Raw genomic sequence first — 23,657 nt, 5'->3', positions numbered from 1 at the left:
ATAAAACAAGTGGAGTTGTTTTAACTTAAATAATATTTATTTGGTTATGCTATGGGTGGTGTACACAAAGTAAATTGAACATATAAGATGGTGGTCGATGTGATGAAAAAAGAAGCAATTGGTATGAATAATACAAGTTTTGGTAAAATATTGACATTTTTAGGATGTATACTGTTGTTTGCATCATTAACAGCAGTTGTATCGGCTGGAAGTTATGACAATATGGAACTCGTTGCCAATACTACGAGTGACGTGGATGGATACTATACATTAGATGATATTCCAAACGGGAACTATACGCTTATTGGCATTAACGAGTCAGACAGATGGCGCAAGGCAGAATTGGAAATAAGTGTCAATGGAGATCGTTTTGAATATCTCAATACATCAAGCATGGGTGTGGATGAAGATGAAATGACCTATCTTACGAGCTTATTGGACAGGTCTGTAATTACAGGGCAGACTTTCAGGAAGGTCAGGAACGCACCAGAAGAACTGCTGCCATTTACTACTGTTCTGCTATTCAATTCAGTGACCGATGAACTTGTTGCCAATACTACAAGTGATGTTGATGGATACTATACATTAGATGATATTCCAAACGGGAACTATACGCTTATTGGTATTAACGAGTCAGACAGATGGCGCAAGGCAGAAATGGAAATAAGCGTCAACGGAGATCGTTTCGAATATCTCAATACATCAAGCATGGGTGTGGATGAAAATGAAATGACCTATCTTACGAGCTTATTGGACAGGTCTGTAATTACAGGGCAGACTTTCAGGAAGGTCAGGAACGCACCAGAAGAACTGCTGCCATTTACTACTGTTCTGCTATTCAATTCAGTGACCGATGAACTTGTTGCCAATACTACAAGTGATGTTGATGGATACTATAAATTAGATGATATTCCAAACGGGAACTATACGCTTATTGGTATTAACGAGTCAGACAGATGGCGCAAGGCAGAATTGGAAATAAGTGTCAATGGAGATCGTTTTGCATATCTCAATACATCAAGCATGGGTGTGGATGAAGATGAAATGACCTATCTTACGAGCTTATTGGACAGGTCTGTAATTACAGGGCAGACTTTCAGGAAGGTCAGGAACGCACCAGAAGAACTGCTGCCATTTACAACCGTCATTCTGCTGAAAGAAAAAACAAGTCTATATCCCCCTGTTGCTAACTTCTCCGTGAACGAGACGTACGGAGATTGTCCATTAACCGTACAATTCAATGATCTTTCAGAGAATGCAACTTCATGGTACTGGGACTTTGGTGACGGTGAAAATTCAACAGAGCAAAATCCTGTACATACATATGATAGTGTCGGATTCTTTAATGTGAAACTCAAAGTAAGTAATTCACAAGGAAGTAACATTGAAAGACGAATAAATCTGATAACAACTAATCTACCGGATGTCAATCGTACTCATAAAATACTTTTCCTTGTCATAGGTGACGAAGAGGCATTCATGGTAAAAAAAGCCGTTGAAGATATGGGTATGGATGATTGGGTTGATGTATACAGCAGTGGACGTGAGAACAACGTGGAAATTATGTATACACCTTTTGATGAAAACATTACAATGAATAAGTATGACACTGTTTTTGTTACATGGAAAGGTGGAATGAGTTTCCTAGGTGCAAACCTTGAATCCCAGATACATGAAATGATAAATGAAGCCAATCCTGGAACCTTTGTCTATGATCACAACTATGGTCTGGAGGATTTTGATAACATAAATTATGTTAACCACACAAAACATCCATATCTTGAAGACTACTGGATGGAACAATATGATAACAACATTGTCCGCCTGATAACATATTTGTCAGTAGTCGATCTTTCCAAATCTTACGAGGAGTATAATGGTCCTGTTAGAATAGAAAAACCCTCAATAACTCCAACTAATGGAATTGTTCATCCGGATGCCGGATATGAAATATTTGAAAATCTGGAGTCATATCTCGAATGGTATTCTGATGATGAAGGTACACACCATGTATACAATCCTGCAAATTATACCGTTGGAGTAATTTTCTTTGCAAGCCACGATGGTGATATGTGCGATGGTGTTACTGAAGGACTCATTGAAGAGTTGGAATCAAGGGGAGTAAATGTAATTCCTACATTCAGACCGGGAACCATATATGACATGGAAGATGCAGAGCAGTATTTCAAAGCTGAAGACGAATGGAAAGTCGATTCATTCATTGATATCGGAATGGGAGTTTCAAGTATGTCCTCTTCTGTATTCCACACAGAGGCTCTTCAGCAAATGAACGTACCGGTCATTAACGGGATCCAATATCAGGGTACTATCGAAGAATGGGAAGAATCTGCAACTGGTCAGGATGGTAGATTCCAGTATCAAATACCTATCATGGAAATTGGTGGTGAAATTGAATCTATTGTTATCGGCGGAAAGGTATACAATGAAGAAATGGATGCCTGGACTTTCCAACCTATTGACTATCAGATGAAATGGATGGTTAACCGAACTGTTCGATGGATGGACTTGCAGCGTATTGAAAATAAGGATAAGAAAGTGGCTATAATTTACTATAATCACGGGAAACAAGAAGCTATGGTGGCAGCGAACCTCGATGTCGCACCTAGTATCCCTAATTTGCTAATGGCCATGAACGAAAGTGGTTATGATTTGGATGGCATGCAATTAAACAGGTCAGAGTTCACTGATCTTGTTCTTCAACAAGGAAGGAATATAGGAACATGGGCTCCTGGAGAATTAAATAAAATGGTCGAGAACTATGAAGTAGAACTTCTTCCAGTAGAAACCTATCTTAATTGGTTTGATGAACTGGAACCTGATGCACGTCAAAGCGTGATTGACACATGGGGTGAAGCTCCAGGGGAAGGAATGGTCTATGAAAATGAGACCGGACAGTACTTTGTGTTCCCAAAGATAGAGGTCGGCAACGTCCTTATTGCGCCACAACCTACAAGGGGTCTCACTAACGATGACAGTATGCTGTATCATAATCAGTCAGTTCCGCCATCACATAATTACATTGCATTTTATCTCTGGCTGAACGAAGAAGTTGAAGAAGGTGGATATGATACAGATGCTGTTGTCCACTTTGGACGTCATGGTACGCAAGAGTGGCTTGCAGGTAAAAGTGTAGGACTTTCATCCAAAGAATGCTGGCCTGCTATACTGATACAGGATATTCCAGTGGTATATCTTTATGATGTTGGTGGTGTCGGAGAAGGAATTACTGCAAAAAGAAGAGGTAATGCTGTAATGGTTGACCATCTTACGGCTCCTATTGTAAATTCTGGATTATACGGTAATCTTACACTTCTTCACGATACAATGCACAATTATGAAGAGGCTGAAGGTTCACTGAAACAAAAATACAAAGAATCAATTATTGATTATTACGAGGAACTTGATTTTGAGCAGGAATTGGGCACCTCTCCTGAAGACCTGTATGCAATGGAAAATGAATCATTTGATAATTTCATCCTTTATGGCCCTGTGCATGATTATTTGCATGATATAGCAGATTCGTACATGCCTTATGGTCTCCATATTCTTGGTGAAGATATGAGTGATGAAGGACTTATTGCAATGGTGAAATCAATGCTGGGGAAGGATTTCAGAGAGCATATTAATGTAACTGGTCTTTGTGATGACCCTGATGACTTGAGTTCATCCCATTCCCCCAATGTACTTGATGAATTGCTGGAGGATGTTCTTGTTAATGGAACAGATCCTATGGATGTAGTAATTGATAATTTCAATATTGACTATTCCTCCGGCCAGTACTATGCCGATTCCGTTTCCAATGAATCAGGAGTATATGATATTTCATTCATAAAAGATGGAAAGTACACAGTATATGCATTAAAACAGGTTTCAGATGGATGGTTAACAGGAAAAGACTATATTACTATCAAAAATGGAAATTTAGTGTCTGGTATCCAGCTAAATCTTTCGATAAATGAAACTGGTACATATAACCATGAACTTGAATATGTCATTGAAATGCTGGACGACAACCCACATAATAGTGAAACAGGTAGCGGTAGTATATATGGACAGGTTTCTTATCCTGGAATGAGTGGGATTACAGTAAGGTCTGATTCGACAGTTGTGCTTCTAAAAGATGGTGAAGCTATAGATATAAGCATAAGCGATTCTGAGGGCAATTATATTTTTACAAACCTGTCCGATGGAGATTATGTTGTATCTTCAATTTATCAGAGTAGCATTAGTGAAAAATGGTATGTTGATACTGCAAACACTGTGATGTATGATAATAGTAGCAATAATGTTGACCTTTCAATGATCTTTGACAACGAAAATGCTATGGTCACTAAATCATTAATTGGTGAAGTTTCAGGTACAACATATTCAAATGAAACTTTTTCACTTGAACATGACTGTCAGATAGTATTGATAAGGCGTATGTCCGATAATCAAATGACAGTTGTAGAAGATCTCTATAATGCAATAGGGTATGCGAATGCTATTCATGAATCTACGGATGCTGAACTCCAAAGTATGATAAATGCACTGGATGGTAAATACATAGCATCAGCACTGGGAGATGATCCTACCAGAAGTCCTGATGAAGTATTACCTACAGGAAAGAATTTCTACGCATTCAATCCGAATGTTGTCCCAACAAAGGAATCCTGGGACATGGGTAAAGAGCTTGTTGATGAGTTCCTTGAAGAATGGAAAGAAAACCATGAAGGTAAATATCCTGAAAAGGTAGGATTTGTTCTTTGGTCTTCAGAATCCATGAGACATAAAGGTGTAATGGAATCTGAGATTATGTACATGCTGGGGGTCAAACCAGTTTGGGGTTCTTCCGGCAAGGTAGAGGGCGTTGAGATAATTGATGAAGCAAATCTTGGCAGGCCCAGAATCGATGTTGTGGTCACCATGACAGGTGTATACCGTGACAACTGGAAATGGCAGGTACAACTCATGGACAGAGCTGTGAGGCTGGCTGCTCAGGAAGATGCCTCCACATATGAAAACTACGTCAAGGACCATTCTGACCTGATATATGATGCTCTTATGGATACAGGCAACTATGACCCTGCAGAAGCCAAAGAACTTTCTATGTGTAGGCTTTTTGGTCCCGACGACGGAAGCTGGGGAATTGGTGGCTTAACTAATGCTGTAGATGCCAGTGGCAGTTGGGATGATGAAGAGAAACTTGCTAATCTCTATATAGATTCTCTTGGATACATATACGGTGATAACATATGGGCATTGAAAGATACTGAAGTTTTCAGGAATGTTCTTGCAAATACAGAAGCAGTCCTGTTTAGCCGCAGTGGTAATTCCGGACGTGGAAGCAGCAGTGTAATTTTTGATCATACGTATGAATTCTTCGGAGGATTCGGCATGGCTGTGAGAAACATATCCGGATATACGCCTGAGATGTTCATAGTGAACCTGAAAGATCCTAACCTGGCTGCTACTGAGACTCTTGGGAAGTATCTTTCACGAGAACTGCGTTCACAGTACTGGAATCCAGAATATATCAGAGGTATGATGGGCCACGGTTACATAGGTGCTGGTGAGCTTGACAGGATGCTTGAGGACTTCTGGGGACTGACGGTGATGCTTCCGGATGAGGTCACGGACGACATGTGGAATGAATTCTATGATATCTACGTTCAGGATAAGTATGATCTCGGTCTGGATGAATGGTTTGATCAGGAAAACCCATGGGCAAAACAATCCATGGCAGCAAGAATGCTGGAGGCAGCAAGAAAAGATTACTGGGATGCCTCTGATGAGGTTATCCAGAGCCTTGTGAAGGACTATGTCGAATCTGTTGTTAATGACGGTGTAACCTGTTGCCATCACACATGTGGTAACATGCAGCTTGCTGATTTTACAGATGGGTTAATGCAGGCAGCTGGACTCACTCCTGAAATGCAGCAAGCATACAGACAAGCGATGTATGAAGCTACTTTGAGAGATGAATTTTTGACACAGCAACAGACTGATGCGGGTTCATTGAAAAAACAGGATAATTCTCTAAATTCCATCCAAAGATCAATGGCTAGTGGTACATCTAACCAGACTTCAATGTCTGAATCAGGAGGAGCCGGAGTAAATTCTGCAAAACCTGTTGATAATGCTCCTAAATCAACTCCTGATAACTATGTCGAAGGCTATGAAATGACGCAGGAAGTGGTAAATGATGCCGAGAGTGCGAACACTTCGACATTCTCAAGTTCTGACATTCTTGCATCAGTGTTTGTTGTGGGAATCGTAGGTGCCATATATCTGGGATTCTGGAGGAGAAGACAATTCTAAGAACTTTCAGGCGCTTTTATGCGCCTGCTTTTACAATTGTATAATTAAACAGGGTATAGCACGAGAGAAAATTCAGACACTCCCAACAAGCCACCAAGCAAGAATTGGGAGTGTCATCACACGTTATCGGGGGATAACATGCAAATAAAAATAAAATCGATATTGGTATTAAGTATATTGTTGATGGCAGCACTAACAAGTGTTGCTGCTGCAGGAGAGCCGAAAGTAAAATTAACATATATTGGTTACAGTGAAAGTGACGCAATAAAATTAGCCAGTCAGACAAATGACTATAATGATCTTATTGAATACACCTTCATCCCTTACTATGATTCTGGATTAAGCCAGGAACTTATTGATGCTGCCGAAAGTGGTTTCCTTGAAACACAGGACGTTATTTTCTGTCAGAAGTTCTATAGTTTAGTTACTAACAATGACACAGTAAATGCAAGTCTAAAAGCAGCTCATGATAATGGTGCGGACATTTACAGCATTGATCCTATGAGTTCCAGTTACATTCCTCCTTCTTATTTTGATTATTATTCTGATGGTAGCACTGAAGATATCGTTGCAAATTATTACAGCAACATGGGAACAGAAGGCGAAGGACTTGAAAATGCAGAAAATCTGTTAATTTATCTTACAATGCACAAAGACTTGGCCTACATTGGTTACAGTGAGAGCGATGCAATCAAGATGGCAAGCCAGACAAATGACTACAGTGATCTTATAGAATATACTTTCATTCCATACTATGATAGTGATACTAAGGCTATTACTCAGGAACTGATTGATGCTGCCGAAAGCGGATTCCTTGAAAAACAGGATGTTATTTTCTGTCAGAAGTTCTATAGTAAAGTTACCAATAATGTCACAGTCAATGAAAGCCTGAAAGCTGCACATGACCTTGGTACTTCTCTTTATAGCATCGATCCAATGAGTTCCAGCTACATTCCACCTTCATATTTTGATTATTATTCAAATGGTAGTACCAGTGATCTTTTAGCTACCTATTACAGCAATATGGGAACTGAAGGAGAAGGCCTTGAAAATGCAGAAAATCTACTTGTTCATCTTACAATGAACACAAAAATTGCTTACATCGGTTACAGTGAAAGCGATGCAATAAAACTTGCAAGCCAGACAAATGACTACAGTGTTCTTATAGAATATACTTTCATTCCATACTATGATAGTGATACTAAGGCTATTACTCAGGAACTTATTGATGCTGCCGAGAGCGGATTCCTTGAAAAACAGGATGTTATTTTCTGTCAGAAGTTCTATAGTAAAGTTACCAATAATGTCACAGTCAATGAAAGCCTGAAAGCTGCACATGACCTTGGAGCATCGCTTTACAGTATTGATCCTATGAGTTCCAGCTACATTCCACCCTCATATTTTGATTATTATTCAAATGGTAGTACAAGTGATCTTTTAGCTACCTATTACAGCAATATGGGAACTGAAGGAGAAGGCCTTGAAAATGCAGAAGAACTGATACTACACCTTGCAAAATATTCACCTACACAGTTGAAGGTTGCTATTTTAGGTGGCAGTGAGGTGAATTTCAGCGAATTGGTGTTCGTACTAGGTACAGACTTTAATGAAGAATCATTGATGAACGCAGCAACCAGTACGAATATCTCCGAGAACCTGAATATTACTATCTTCACACCTTCTGTTCAGGTTCCTGAAGGGTTTGATTTTTCGAACTACGGAATGATCTTCATCGAATCACAGAACGAATCCACAGTTGAAGACTGGACATCAAGTATAAGTTCCGCTAAAAAAGGTGGTTCAAATATTATAGGCTACAACCTTTCCACCAACATCACATTACCTAACATAGACTTGTATTCTGATGAATATACAGATATTGAGAGGTATTGGGTACAGGGTAATGAAGAAAATATGAAAAACATGCTCACGTTCATGGGACAAAATTTCAGTGGATTATTGGAAAATGAAAGTGTGTCTGAACCAATGATTTTGCAGGAAAAGGTCAATGTTACCTTTATACTCAATTCCAACACCAGGCTGAATGATCTTAGAACAGTGGTAGCTGAAAGAGAAATTATCGCTGAACGTTTCAACGTCACTTTGATGGATGGTGAAGAAGCCACCAATGTAACTGATTTTTCAGATCAGGATGTAATTATTCTTTATATGATAGGCTCTGAACAGATTCCTCTTTTCAAAGAAGCACTTATTGAAGCTCAGAATAGTGGTACGGAAATAGGAACATTTGGAATGGATGCATACAGTGAAGGTATCGGTACAATAGATATGGATAATCACAGTATGATGCAGGATTACTTTGATGAAGGTGGAACTTCCAATATGGAAAGCTGGATTCGATATACAGGAGTAAACTTTGAACAAATTTACATTGAATGTAATCCCGTATCTGAACCGGATATTCCAAATACAGGAATTTATCATCCGGATGCATTTCCAACAATATTCGCAAATTGTGAAGAGTATATCGATTGGTATTCTACAAGGACAGATGGCGGGCATATTTATGACCCTGACGAACCTACCATAGGAATTGCTAACCATGAAATAAATGATAATTCCCTTGCTAATACTGCTGATGATGCACTCATAAGATACATCGAATCAAAAGGTTGTAATGTTATCTATTCAACAGAAGAGGCATTTTTGGATGATGATGAAGACGGCAATAAGGATGCGGATTATTATACATTAAATGGCAGTGTCCTTGTACAATCCATAATTGCATTAAAAGGGTTCTACATAAATTTTGATCTTGAATATGGACAAGAAATTTTCACTGAATACAATGTTCCAATTATAAAAGGAACATACGATCAATATCAGTCAACTTCAGAGTATGTTAACAGTTCACATGGTTTAACCCCTTCATCTCTCTATTATCAGGTTGCATATCCTGAAATAGAAGGTCGTATTGATTACATATGGTTAGCTGGTCTTGATACAGACGAGGAGACTGGAAATGACTATTATAACCCAATAGATGAGCAGATTGAATGGATCTGTGACAGGGCTATTGCATGGGCAGAGCTCGGTGAAATGGATAATTCTGACAAGAAGGTAAGCATCATTTATTACAACCACGAAGGTGGTAAGAACAATATTGGTGCCAGCTATCTGGATATAGGTCCAAGTTTTACATTGCTTCTGGAAAGTATGAAAGAAGCGGGATATGACCTTGGAAACAACACAATTCCTAATGGAAGCAAGTTTATTGACCTGTTCATAACCAGCAGGAATGTTGGATCATGGGCACCTGGTGAACTTGAAAAGGTCATAGAATCCGGTTATGTAACAATGATGCCTGTAGACGACTATCTCCAGTATTACAACGAACTTCCGGAAAGCGTTCGTGAAGAGGTTGAGGAAACATGGGGAGAAGCTCCCGGCGATATCATGACATATGAAAATGCCAGTGGTGAGTATTTTGTCATACCAACAATTCAGCTTGGTAACATCAATTTCATCCCACAGCCAACAAGGGCCGGACTTTCCGATGAGTCACTCATTTACCACAATGAATCCATACCACCAACACACCAGTACCTTGCAACATACTTCTGGATCAACAATGATTATGATGCAGATGCAATGATACACTTTGGTACACATGGTACTCAGGAATGGCTTCCTGGTAAGGAAGTGGGACTATGGAGATATGATTATCCATCTATAATGGCTGCTGAAACTCCTATTATTTATCCATACATCATGGACAATGTAGGGGAAGGTACACAGGCAAAACGCCGTGGTAATGCAGTCATAATCGATCACCTTACTCCTCCGATAATTGAAGCCGGACTTTACGGTGAACTTCAGACTATGCATGACAAGATCCATGAGTACCTTGAAGCAGTAGATGATGGTGATGCAGATATGGCAGCACTCTACCGTAGTACTACCATACAGCTATATGATAACCTTTCAATGGGTGAGGATCTGGGCGTTTCCACCGAAAATCTGACTGCAATGTCGGATGCTGAGTTTGAGAGCTTCGTGGATACAACTTTACACGTATATCTGCATGAACTACAGGATGAACTAATTCCATACGGCTTACACATATTCGGTGTAGCACCTGAAGACTTCAAGCTAGTCTCAATGGTAAAATCAATGCTTGGTGATGACTTCACAGATCATATCTATGATGTACTTTCAGAAGGCACGCAGGAAGAACGGGAAGAAAAAGCAAATGATGATGCTACATTGCTTCTGAATGCAACATTGATCAATGGGGTAAATGTTTCAGATGCTCAATTTGCAGTTCTTGGTCAGAATTACACAAGTATTACAGAAGATTTAGAACTTGCACTCGAATATGCAGATAATCTGGAGCAGACAACCCGTGAGATTAACCAGACACTTAAAGCTCTTAATGCTGGGTACATTGAACCTGCGCCAGGAAATGATCCGATTCGCAACCCAAGCGCATTACCAACTGGAAACAACTTCTATAGTTTCGACCAGAGACTGATACCTGATCAGGAAACACAGGATCAGGGAAGTGCAGTCATGAAGGCATGGCTTGAATCATATTATGAAGAGAATGGAGAATATCCAAATAAGGTTGCCTTTGTTCTGTGGTCTGTGGAAACCATGCGTCACGAAGGTTTGATGGAGGCACAGATATACGAACTTCTTGGTGTCAAACCAGTAAGAAATTCCGGCAGACTCAGTGGAGACTTTACTGTAACTTCTTTGGAAGAACTTGGTCATCCAAGGATTGATGTTGTGATTGTGCCTTCAGGACTTTATCGTGACACTTTCCCATTCCAGCTTGAACTCCTGGATAATGCGGTTCGTACAGTTGCAGATCGTTCTTGGGAAGGAGAAGATAACTATGTGTACACCAATTCAGTTGCAATTGAGGATGCCATGCTTGAATTAGGATATAATGAAACCATTGCACACTATATATCAAGGTCAAGGATATTCAGTGAGGCTGAAGGTACTTATGGTACAGGTGTATCATCAGCAGCAGAAGCCAGTGATACATGGGAAAATTCAACTGAGCTTGCTGATCTGTTTCTCTCCAGAATGTCAAATATCTATGGGGCAGAAGTATGGGGCGACAACTATGAAGATGTGTTTAAGCTCAATCTTGCAGATGTAGATGTAGCAATGCACAGTGATTCATCAAACCTCTATGGTCTTATTGATAACGATGATGTTTACCAGTACCTTGGTGGTCTTGGTCTGGCTATCAGGTCACTTGGTGGTGATGTTTCATTATTCATTGCAGACTATACAAGTGTAGATAATCCTGAAGTTATTACTCTTGAAGAAGCTTTTAGTAGAGAGCTGGCAGCAAGATATCTTAATCCAAACTGGGTAAATGGAATGATGGAATTTGATTATGCTGGTGCTAGGGAACTAATGAAAACAGTTGAGTATATGTGGGGTTGGGAAGCAACGACTCCAGATCTTGTGACAGATTCTGATTGGGACAAGATATATGAAACATATATCCAGGATTCACAGAATATTGGTGTTGATGATTTCCTGAAAGAGAATGCATACCAGTACCAGTCTATGACTGCCAGAATGATTGAAAACATCAGGAAAGGAAGCTGGACTCCTTCAGATCCAGATACATTGAATAATCTTGTCAATGAATATGTCAAATCAGTGGTTGAAAATGGAGTTACTTGTTGTCATCATACATGTGGTAATATGAAGCTTGCTGATTTTACAGATGGGTTAATGCAGGATGCAGGTCTCACTTCGGAAATGCAGGATGCATATAGGCAATTGATGTATGACGCTACCCTCAGGGATGAATTCAAAGTACAGCAACAGACTGATACCAGTTCATTAAAAACACAGGACAACTCTCTGAACTCAGTACAAAGAGCCATGGCAGCAGGTTCCGGTTCATCCAACCAGACAATGATGGCAGATTCAGGAGGAGCTGGAATTGATCCGGATACACCTGTGCAGGATTCCGGAAAGTCAACTCCTGATAACTACGTTGAAGGATATGAGATGACACAGGAGAATGTTAATAGCGACAATAGTGTGAATAGTCCAACATTCTCAAGTTCGGATATTCTGGCATCGGTGTTCACTCTTGGAGCTCTTGGGGCTATATATCTGGGATTCTGGAAGAGAAGGAAATTCTAAGAGACTTTTTTACGCTTTCTAATGAAAGCGTCTTTTTCTTTTTTTATTTGTTTAAAACGAAACGTTTATATGGTTTTCATGTTTTAGTTTTAAAGCTCACATATGTATTGTTGAATTATTTGTTCAACAATTTTGAGTTAATATATAGTAACATTATACATACGGTGGTTCGAAAAAACAATATGTTAGTTTACATGTTGGTACATGATTCTACACATGAATAGATGAAATCATGTTTCAATAGGTTTTTCGAGTTAAATTAGAATCCGAACACGGCGAAATTATGGAGTTTTTGCCTGTTCAGGAATATTTCGGGGGATAATATGAAAACAAAAATATCATCCATATTATTGGCAAGTATACTGTTGTTATTATCGTTAACAACGGTCGTATCGGCGAATGAAAATTATGTGAATATCACTCTCATTACCTATGATGATGCAGAAGTTATAGAGTATGCTAAAACTGCAAATCTCTACAATGAAAGCATAAATGTTCAATATTTCACAACAATGAATAACCTATCAAGCATTGACCTGAGTAATCAGGATGTAATTTTCACCTACATGCTATGGACAGATAGGTACAACGAATTCTCCGATGAGCTGGAGAAAGCAAAGGCTAACGGAACGACTCTTGTGAACATATGTACGTACATTGACACTTCTCTATTTGATTATGTTTTCACTGGGGATGAACCCTACGGAAGTGACGATGAGAAATACTTCTTCAATATTGGAATGAAAGAAGAATTCCTGAGACTTAATGCAGAGAATTTCATAATATATCTTGCAAAAAACTATGGCAACAAGTCAACACTTACGGATAGTTGGGAATGTTCTTCACCTATAACACTTCCACAGGGACTTTACCATCCGGATACTGATATTTACTGGTTTGACACTACAAACGAATATCTGGACTGGTATCAAAACGAATCCAATGGAGAACATTACATCTATGACCCATCCAAGCCTACTGTTGGTGTATGGTTCCATAAATCTGATTACAAAGATGGAAATACCCAAGTTGTCGATGCCTTGATACATGATCTGGAAAGCAAGGGATGTAATGTTATAGCAGGTTTTGACACATTCCTGAATGTAAGCGGATACTATTGTGATGAAAACGGGGAACCATTGGTCCAGTGTATGATTTCTCTTAAAAGCTTTGGAATGGATGTCAGTACATATGAAGGATACGGACTTACAGAGCTGAAAAATCTTGATGTTCCTGTTCTCAAAGGTATGGTTGCAGATCCGGATTCAGGAGATCCTGCAGATGCTAACAGAGGAATCTCTAATGAAGAAGCTGTAAGGAAAACAGTCAGTCCGAACATTGACGGTATTTTTGAATATATTGTACTTGGACAAAGTAATCAGATTAAATACGGTGTTTATGAGTACGAACCAAATGATGCACAAATCGATTGGATGACCAACCGTGCTATCAAATGGACATCACTCAAACGCATGGATAATGCAGACAAAAAGGTTGGTATCATCTATTACAACTATCCATCCGGTAAGGACAACATAGGAGCAAGTTACCTGGATACCATGTCCAGTATGATGAACCTGCTTAACAAAATGAACGACAGTGAATATTCTCTGAGCAATGTTCCGGAGAACAAAACAGTTCTTCAGGATATGATCATGGAGCAGGGAATAAATACAGGTTCCTGGGCACCGGGTGTTCTTGAGGAAATGGTAAACAACCGTACAGAGTGGGGAATTCAACTCATACCAATGGATGAATACAAAGAATGGTTTGAAAATGAGCTTCCACAAAACCTTCAGGATGACGTAATTAATGAATGGGGAGAACCATGGGCAGATGATTTCCCTGATGAGAAAAAACTCATGATGTGGGAAAATGAAACCGGTAAATACATTGTAATCCCGGTAGTCCAGTGCGGAAATGTATGGTTAATGCCACAGCCTGCACGTGGTTCTACTCAGAATGATAACGTACTGTATCACAGTTCCGTTGTTCCGCCTACACACCAGTACATCGCATTCTATCTATGGCTTAACAAGGACTGGAACCCGGATGCAATTATTCATCTTGGTACCCACGGTACACATGAATGGCTTCCGGGACTTGCATACGGTATGAACAGGACAGCAGACTGGGCACCACTTCTTCTACAGGATTTGCCTAACATCTATCCATATATCGTAGCAAACGTTGGTGAAGGACTAACAGCAGAATATCGTGGAAACGCTTTGATAATAGACCACCTCACACCAACTCTGGAACGCGGAGGTCTTCATGGTGATATGGCTGATATTGCAGGAAATATCCAGGTGTACTATGACCCTGCAATAACAGAAGAAGTTAGGAAAGGCTACAGGGAAACAATACTTGACCAGATGGTGGAACTTAATCTGGATAATGATCTCGATGTGAATGAGAGCATGGTTGAGCTCTACAGGAATAATGATACTCTGTTCCAGGTTTTTGTAAAGAATGTGCTCCATGAATATCTGGAAGAGATTTCAGAGGAGAACATACCATATGGTTTCCATATACTCGGAGAAGTTCCACCTATGAATGAAAGTGGTCCGGTAGATGACCAGATGTCTGTAATGGTAAGATCAATGCTTGGAAGCGGTTTTGAAAATCTGATGCTCAGTACTTTCTATTCAGATACAAATGAGTATCCACTTGGAATACCATTCAACGATACAAAGGTCGACTGGCTTGTATGGGAAGTTGTTTCCAACAACACAGATTCCACACAGGCACAGGATATGGTATATGGTTATAATGATTCAGCAGTTACTGCTCTACTTGAAAATGGAATCATACACAGGGATAACCTTCTTGCCTCGGCTAATGAACTTGACAGGGTTCTGGATGCCCTGAATGCAGGCTTTATTCCACCTGGACCTGGAAGAGATCCAATTCAGAATACGGATTCCGTACCAACGGGCCGTAATTTCTATGGAGTGGATTCCAGACTTTATCCATCCCCAACAACATGGGACCTTGGTTCCAGACTTGCAGAGGATCTGCTGGTGGATTACTACAACAAATATGGAGAGTATCCGGAAAAAGTATCCTTCTCAAGATTCGGTGTGGAATTCATAAGGGACCACGGTACTCTTGAAGCTGAAATGCTGTACATGCTTGGAGTAAAACCAGTTTGGGACAGTACTTCCAAACAAGTAATAGATCTTGTGCCGATGAACGAGTCCGAACTTATGCCAAGTTATGGTGAATATCCCGGAAGACCTCGTATCGATATCGTTTATGCGACAGCAGGAATGAGGGATGCCTTCCCTGACAAGATCCAGATGATAGATGAGGCTGTAAGAATTGCAAATACTGCTCCGGCTGGCAACTATACCAACTATGTGAACGAAAGTACACTCTCAATCAGACAGGCATTGATAGAAGCAGGCTATGATAATGAGACTGCTGACCAGTTATCAACAATGCGTTGTTTTGCTGTAATGGATGGAACTTATGAGATAGGTATTGCCAATGCCATAGAAGCCAGTGGCACATGGGATGATGAAGCCCAGATAGGAGAACTTTATCTTAGTAAAATGGGATACGCCTATGGTACGGAACTCTGGGGTCAGAAATGTTCAGATCTTCTCAAACAGAACCTTATGAATGTTGATGCTTCGGTGCATTCTGATTCATCTAACCTCTATGATACTCTGGACAATGATGATTTCTATCAGTACTTCGGAGGACTCAATCTTGCAACCAGGTATGTATCCGGTAAGACTCCGGAAATGTATGTTTCAGATACCAGGGATTCTGCTAATAGTGGAATGGTTACAATGGAACAGTATCTGACCACAAATATGCGTTCCAGATATCTCAACGATAAATGGATAGAAGGCATGATGGAGTATGATTATGCCGGTGCAAGAATGATGGCTGAATTCGTGGACAATCTCTGGGGATGGGAAGTAACTAACCCTGAGCTTGTTGATGACAGTATGTGGGAAACCGTGTATAACACATACATTAATGCCGAAATGAGGGAGTTCTTCAATGCAAACAACCCTGGAGCCTATCAGTCAATGACCGGCAGGATGCTGGAAGCTTATCGTAAGGGATATGTTGATTTCTCAAACGATATTGTCAATGACCTTGTAAATGAGTATTTGAATTCTGTTGCGGACTACGGAGCAACATGCTGCCATCACACGTGCGGTAATCCACTTCTGGATGACTTTGTTCAGGGTAACATGGGTTCAGTCAGCTTTTCAGTTCAGGAACGATACATGCAGCAGATGTATGATGCGACAAAGAGGGACGAATTCAAGGTGCAGCAACCAACTGACACAAGTTCTCTGAAGAGGAAAGATAATTCACTCAACTCTGTCCAAAGAGCAATGGCAAGTGGTTCAGGTTCGTCCAATCAGTCTACAATGGCAGATTCAGGAGGAGCAGGACTTGACTCAGAAACACCTGTTCAGGACAGTTCGATGTCCACTCCGGATAACTACATTGAAGGCTATGAAATGACGCAGGAATCTGTCGATAATGTGGAGGTTTCAAATACTCCTTCCTTCACCAGTTCAGATATACTTGCATCGATATTCGTTGTCGGAACCGTTGGAGTTATCTATCTGGGATTCTGGAGAAGAAGAAAATTCTAAGGACATTTGGCACTTTTTACTAAGTGCCTTCTATTTTATTTATTATGTATGCAATGCCGCATGCACTTTATATATAATTCATAAATATACTATTTTTTTCATAGTCGTTGTATTTTATATAGAAGTTTGTTTGAATATATTTACCAAATACATATTTTCGTAAATATTTCTACGAGTGTTCTTTATACCCAGCACAAAAACAGGAAATGAATACATGACGGATAGGAAAAAAATTGCATTCATCTTCATAATTTTATTGTTTTTTACATCTCTTGCTTCGGCAAACAATGACGACAACATAATCTTTCTCAAAACAGGTCATATTGATACTGATCTGGAAACAGATGCCAATTACACTGAACCGAATACAATGAGTGTTAATTCTGCTAGCGAACTTTCTGGTAGTTCTTACAAATATTATCTGGTTCAATTTGATGGTATTGTGCAGCCAGAGTGGAAAGATGCGGCAGAAGCCACAGGTGCTGTAATTCTGGATTACATTCCTGACAATACATTTGTGCTGAAAATGAATGATACTATTCTGGTTGAGGTTGAATCTCTGGAATTTGTGCGCTGGGTCGGGGAATATTTACCAGAGTATAAGTATGATTTTAGTCTGGAAACAAACGAGAACCAATTATCGATAAATGAAAACCAGATTGAAACGATAAAATTAAACGTATTTCTTTTTGAATCGGCAGACTCTGATGAAATCGCCCGGGAAATCAATGATATTAATGGGGATATTATCAGCAGTTCTGGCAGGATATTGATTATTGTCGTACCTGAAAACCATTTAGATTCACTTGCATCAATAAACGGAATAAGCTGGATAGAGGAATACTCTGAAGTTGTTCTCTTCAACGATGTGGCAGCAGGAATAATGAATGTGGACACAGTACACAACGACATCGGGCTTAATGGAAGCGGACAAATTGTTGCTGTGTGCGATACCGGATTGGATACAGGTGTGGACGACAGTACAATGCATCCTGATTTTGCAGGAAGGATAATAAGTATAATTGACTATTTCGGCGACGGTGCAGCTGATAATGCATCAGCCTGGTATAATGGAGGACACGGAACTCATGTTGCAGGTTCTGTACTTGGTAACGGATCAATGTCAGGTGGCCAGTATAAAGGAATGGCACCTGAAGCAGAATTAGTTTTTGAAGCTGTCCAGAATGGTACCAGTGGAGGTATGAATATTACTTATTCAAATCTCGACGATATTTTCCAGGATGCATACGATCTGGGGGCAAGGATACATACAAACAGCTGGGGTTATGAGACAAGTCTTGGGGATTATATTACTCCTTCCAGGACAGTTGATGAATTCATGTGGGAACATCCTGACATGCTAATATTATTCTCAGCAGGCAATTCAGGAACGGATTCTGACAAAAATGGTGTGATAGATATTAACTCCACCTCGCCTCCGGCAACTTCTAAGAATTGTATCGCAGTAGGTGCATCAGAGAATTACAGGCCTGAGATGATCTCTGCTTATGGTAGTTCTTTTGCACTTCCTATATATGAGGATACAAAAGCAGACAACATAGAAGGTATTGCAGCTTTTAGTAGCAGGGGTCCTACAGACGATGGAAGAATAAAACCTGATGTTGTAGCTCCCGGTACATACATAGCATCCACGAGATCCAGTTACATAAGCTGGTATGACTGGGGACTTATTGATGATAATTATGCATACATGGGTGGAACGAGTATGGCAACACCACTTGTTGCAGGTTCCGCTGCTCTTGTCAGAGAGTACTACACTGAAATGGAACATATATCCAGTCCAAGTGCTGCACTGCTCAAAGCTACTCTTATTAACGGTGCAATTGACATGACTCCGGGTCAATATGGTGAAGGTAGTACCCAGGAAATATACGGAAGACCTGATAATTCCCAGGGATGGGGACGTGTTGACGTCGCAAATTCCGTAATAAATGATTATCCGGAAGTAATTGCATATTCCGATGGTGAATCACTTAGCATGGGTGGGCTATGGACTCATACCTATGATTACATTGAAAGTGGAGAACCATTAAGAGCAACTCTTGTATGGACAGATTACCCTGCTTCTGCAAGTGCGGGTAAATCACTTGTAAACGATCTTGATTTGACAATCACAGACTCTTCAAATTCATATTATGGCAACGACGGTCCTGATCATGTCAATAATGTTGAAGACATCGAACTTGATAGTACATCAGAGGGAGAGTACACATTTGCTGTCGATGCCTATTATGTGCCATATGGTCCGCAGCCCTTTGCACTGGTAGCTTCTTTCACCTGTGATAACAATGAATTCCCGGCTCCGGGCATACTGGCTGACAGCGAGAACACTGCGGTTTCCACAGATGTTGTGCATCCGCAGGGAGTTGATCCTGTTTCTATTGTTATGAAGATAAATGATATTCCGGTAACATTTGTTTCCACTCCGATTACAGATGGATATGAAATAGAATATCAAACTGCTTCATCATATGCAACCGGTGAATACAATGTATCCGTATCAGCCACAACAGAAACAGGACAGGATTTCTCATATTCATGGAATTTCTCAGTTGATGCTGAAAGCTCGAACACTGCTCCTGTTCTTTCAGCTATCGCCGGAAGCACAACTGTCAGTGAAACATATCCTCTGACACTTGAACTTTCAGCAACAGATGCTGACAATGACACACTTACTTTCGGTACTAACGCAAGTTTCGGTGTTCTTAATGGTAATACTTTTACCTGGACTCCCGGTTTTGATGATGCCAGTTCATACGTGGTTGAATTCAATGTAACAGACAACATTGAAGTTGATTCGGAAATTGTCACAATAAATGTAATTAACCTTGACAGAGCACCTGTGCTGTCATCTATAGGTGACAAAACGGTTAATGAAAACAGTCCACTTGTTTTCAGTATCCATGCAACTGATGATGACAATGATACTGTAACATATTATGCAAACGGATTGCCAGAAGATGCTGTTTTTGATACAGGTAGCGGGGATTTCAGCTGGACTCCACAATATGATGAATCAGGAAGTTACAATATAGAATTCATTGCAAGTGCAAATGGAATTAATGATTCGGAAACGATTACAATTACGGTTCTGAATGTTGACAGGGAGCCTGTTTTTGTAGCAACAGGAAATAAGGAAATTGATGAAAACGAGCCACTGGCCTTTACAATTTCTGCGATTGATCCTGACAGACCGTCAACAATAACATATTCCGCAAATGATATGCCAGCAGGAGCTACACTTGATTCAGACTCCGGTGAATTTGCATGGGCACCTTCATACAACCAGTCCGGTACTTATGATGTGGAATTTATAGCCACATCAAATGGTCTTACAGATTCTCAGACTATAACTATCACAGTAAATAATGTTGACAGGGCACCGGTATTTGATACTATTGTCGATAAAACAGTTAGTGAGAATAATACTCTGACTTTTACGATATCAGCAACAGACCCGGACGGTGATGATGTAACTTATTCATCTCCGGATAAACCTTCAGGTTCAATTCTTAATTCAGATTCCGGTGAGTTTACCTGGACTCCTGATTACAATGATGAAGGTTCCTATAATGTAGAGTTTATTGCCAGCTCAAATGCTCTCAATGATTCTGAAACTATCACAATTACAGTTCTCAATGTTGACAGGCCTGTGGAACTGAATCCGGTTGATGATGTTACGGTAAATGAAACAGAACTTGTTGCTTTCCAGATTACAGGAAGTGATCCCGATGGGGATAAGGTAACTTATTCAGCATCAGTTCTTCCGGCCAACTCTTCACTGGATGCTGATTCTGGTGAATTCTCCTGGATGACAGGTTACACTGATTCCGGTATATATGAGATTGGGTTTACTGCCACATCAAACGGGACAACAGACTCGCAAACAATGATAATTACCGTAAATAATGTTGACAGGCCTCCTGAATTAGATTCTATCATCGACAGAACGGTTGATGAAAACAGCAATCTGGTTTTCACGGTTTCAGCCACTGATCCGGATGGTGGCTCAGTAAGCTATTCATCTCCTGATATACCATCAGGTTCCACTCTTGATCCAGAGTCAGGTGAGTTCTCCTGGACTCCCGGTTATTTTGATTCAGGTGCTCACTCTGTAGAGTTCATTGCCACTTCAAATGGTCTTACTGATTCGCAGACAATGACTATCACAGTAAATAATTTAGACAGAGCACCAGTTCTCAACCCAATAGGCAGTAAAACAATTGATGAGAACGAAACCCTCACATTTACAATATCCGCAGCAGATCCGGACGGTGAATCAGTTACATATTCTGTCAACGACCTGCCCACAGGAGCTACTTTTAATACGGCAAACGGCCAGTTTGCCTGGACACCGGGTTATGGTACATCAGGAAACTATGCTGTTGAGTTCATAGCATCTTCTAACGGTCTTGAAGATTCAGAAACTATCACCATCTATGTTGGTAACGTTGACAGGCCACCGGTTCTTAATCCAATAGGCAGTAAAACAATTGATGAGAATGAAACCCTTGCATTTACAATATCTGCAATAGATCCTGATGAAGATGATGTAATCTATTCAGCCAGCATTCTTCCACAGGGTTCAACTTTTGACACATCAAGTGGTGAATTCATATGGACTCCTTCTTATGACGATTCGAAAGAATACACCGTTGAATTCACAGCATCTGCCAATGGTCTTGAAGATACTGAAACTATTACAATCACAGTAAATAATGTCGACAGGGCACCTGTATTAAGTTCAATAGGTGACGTATCAGTCAACGAAAATGAGCCTATAAGCTTTACTATATCTGCAAGCGACCCCGACGGCAATTCTATTACATATATGGCAGAGGATGTACCAGGCGATGCAAGCTTTAATGCTGCAAGCAGACAGTTTACCTGGACACCGGATTACGATGCAGCGGGTTCCTATGATGTGACATTCATTGCTATGTCAAACATTCTCACTGATTCAGAAACCATCACAATTACGGTTCTCAATGTTGACAGGTCTGTGGAACTTGATACCATTGAGGATGTCACGGTAAATGAAAGTGAAATTGTTGAGTTCATAGTTGCTGGAAATGATCCTGATGGTGATGATGTAGGCTACTCTGCATCCACTCTTCCGGCTAATTCGTCTTTTGATGATGAGTCCGGTGAATTCTATTGGATGACAGGTTATAATGATTCAGGTACATATCACATTGAATTTACAGCGACAACCACAGGTTCAACAGATTTACAGTCAATGATAATTACTGTGAATAATGTTGACAGGCCACCTGAACTTGCAAGCATCGGTAACAAGCCTGTAAATGAGAATGAAACTCTAACATTTACTGTCTCAGCAACAGATGCAGACGGAGACTCAATTGTCTATTCTGCAAGCGGCTTGCCGGATGATGCGGTATTTGATACTGTCACAGGAATGTTTGAATGGACAACAGGTTACACAGATGCAGGAAATTACAGCATTAATTTCACTGCTGTTTCAAATGGTCTTAAAGATTCTGAAACTATCAACATTGAAGTGTTAGATGTGAATGCTCCTCCGCAGTTCCAGTCAGCAGCATCACAGACCGTTCAGGTATCCACTGCTCTTCAGTTTACCCTGAATGCAACTGATATTGACAATGATACTCTTGTGTATTCAAACGAAAGTTTGCCTGATGGAGCAGAGTTTAATGCTACAAGTCTTTTGTTTAACTGGACACCATCAGTAAACCAGACTGGAAACTATTATGCTAATTTCACAGTTACTGACAGTCACTATTACGACTATCTCAATGTTTCAATCACAGTAACTAATGCTACAACCAGTGTGGTTACTACAAGCTCTGCCGCCGGCGGTGGCGGAGGAGGAGGCGGTGGTGGCACCTCCGGTGAAGAGTACGAGAACATCGCAGTAAAGGATGTCAGCTCTGTGTTTGTAGGAACAGGTGATGTTATTTTTGAATTCTACAGGGATGGTAACGATATCCGGTATGTCAGTTATGAGTCACTTAAAAATTCAGGAACTATCTCCGCGACCATAGAGGTGCTGGTAGACAAGTCGGCATTTGTCAGCTCACTTCCTTCAGGAGAAATTTACAGGAACATAAACATCTGGGTTGGAAAGGTAGGGTATGCAACTGAAGATAATATTGCAAATCCTGTTATTGGATTCAGGGTTGACAGAGAATGGATAGATGAAAATGATATTGATCCGGATTCTATAGTCCTTAACAGGTATGATGGAGGCTGGAGCAAACTCTCAACCTGGCAGACTGACTCTGATGATAACTACCTGTACTTCGAGGCCAGCACATCAGGATTCTCTTCATTTGTGATTACAGGCGAAACTATGATGCTTGAGAGTACTCTGGATGAAATTGAAACACAATCTTCTGTGAGTGATGTTAGCGAACATGAATCTGGTATTTCAACAGAAATCGAACCGGAGACCAGTTTGAATGCACTTTCAGGCTTCATTTCCTGCTTGATTCTTGTATTTGTCTGCTTCCTCAGAAGGAAGCAGTAATTTTATTTTTTTATTTACCTGACCTGTTTCTA

Annotated in this window: 4 protein-coding genes; all 4 read left to right on the top strand. The window is 40.3% G+C overall.

Annotated elements, in window-relative coordinates:
• Positions 1–102 precede the first annotated feature (102 nt).
• The 4 genes from V7O61_RS09990 to V7O61_RS09975 all read left to right on the top strand — a co-directional run bounded on the left by V7O61_RS09990 (position 103) and on the right by V7O61_RS09975 (position 23,625).
• Positions 103–6,321: a cobaltochelatase subunit CobN gene (locus tag V7O61_RS09990; protein WP_407281919.1), complete on the top strand. Its 6,219-nt coding sequence runs from the start codon at positions 103–105 to the stop codon at positions 6,319–6,321.
• Between the two features lie 138 nt (positions 6,322–6,459).
• Complete coding sequence (locus V7O61_RS09985) at positions 6,460–12,465, top strand: cobaltochelatase subunit CobN (protein ID WP_407281920.1); 6,006 nt, start codon at positions 6,460–6,462, stop codon at positions 12,463–12,465.
• A gap of 323 nt (positions 12,466–12,788) precedes the next feature.
• Entirely contained in the window at positions 12,789–17,093 is a 4,305-nt protein-coding gene (locus V7O61_RS09980; RefSeq protein WP_407281921.1) for a cobaltochelatase subunit CobN, read from the top strand.
• Positions 17,094–17,307: 214 nt separating this feature from the next.
• On the top strand, positions 17,308–23,625 hold the full coding sequence (locus V7O61_RS09975) for a putative Ig domain-containing protein (RefSeq protein WP_407281922.1): 6,318 nt from the start codon (positions 17,308–17,310) through the stop codon (positions 23,623–23,625).
• Positions 23,626–23,657: the final 32 nt, after the last annotated feature.

Source organism: Methanolobus sp. WCC1 (assembly GCF_045690315.1).
In the GTDB taxonomy this organism is placed as follows: Archaea; Halobacteriota; Methanosarcinia; order Methanosarcinales; family Methanosarcinaceae; genus Methanolobus; species Methanolobus tindarius.
This window is presented reverse-complemented; position numbering and strand designations above follow the sequence as displayed.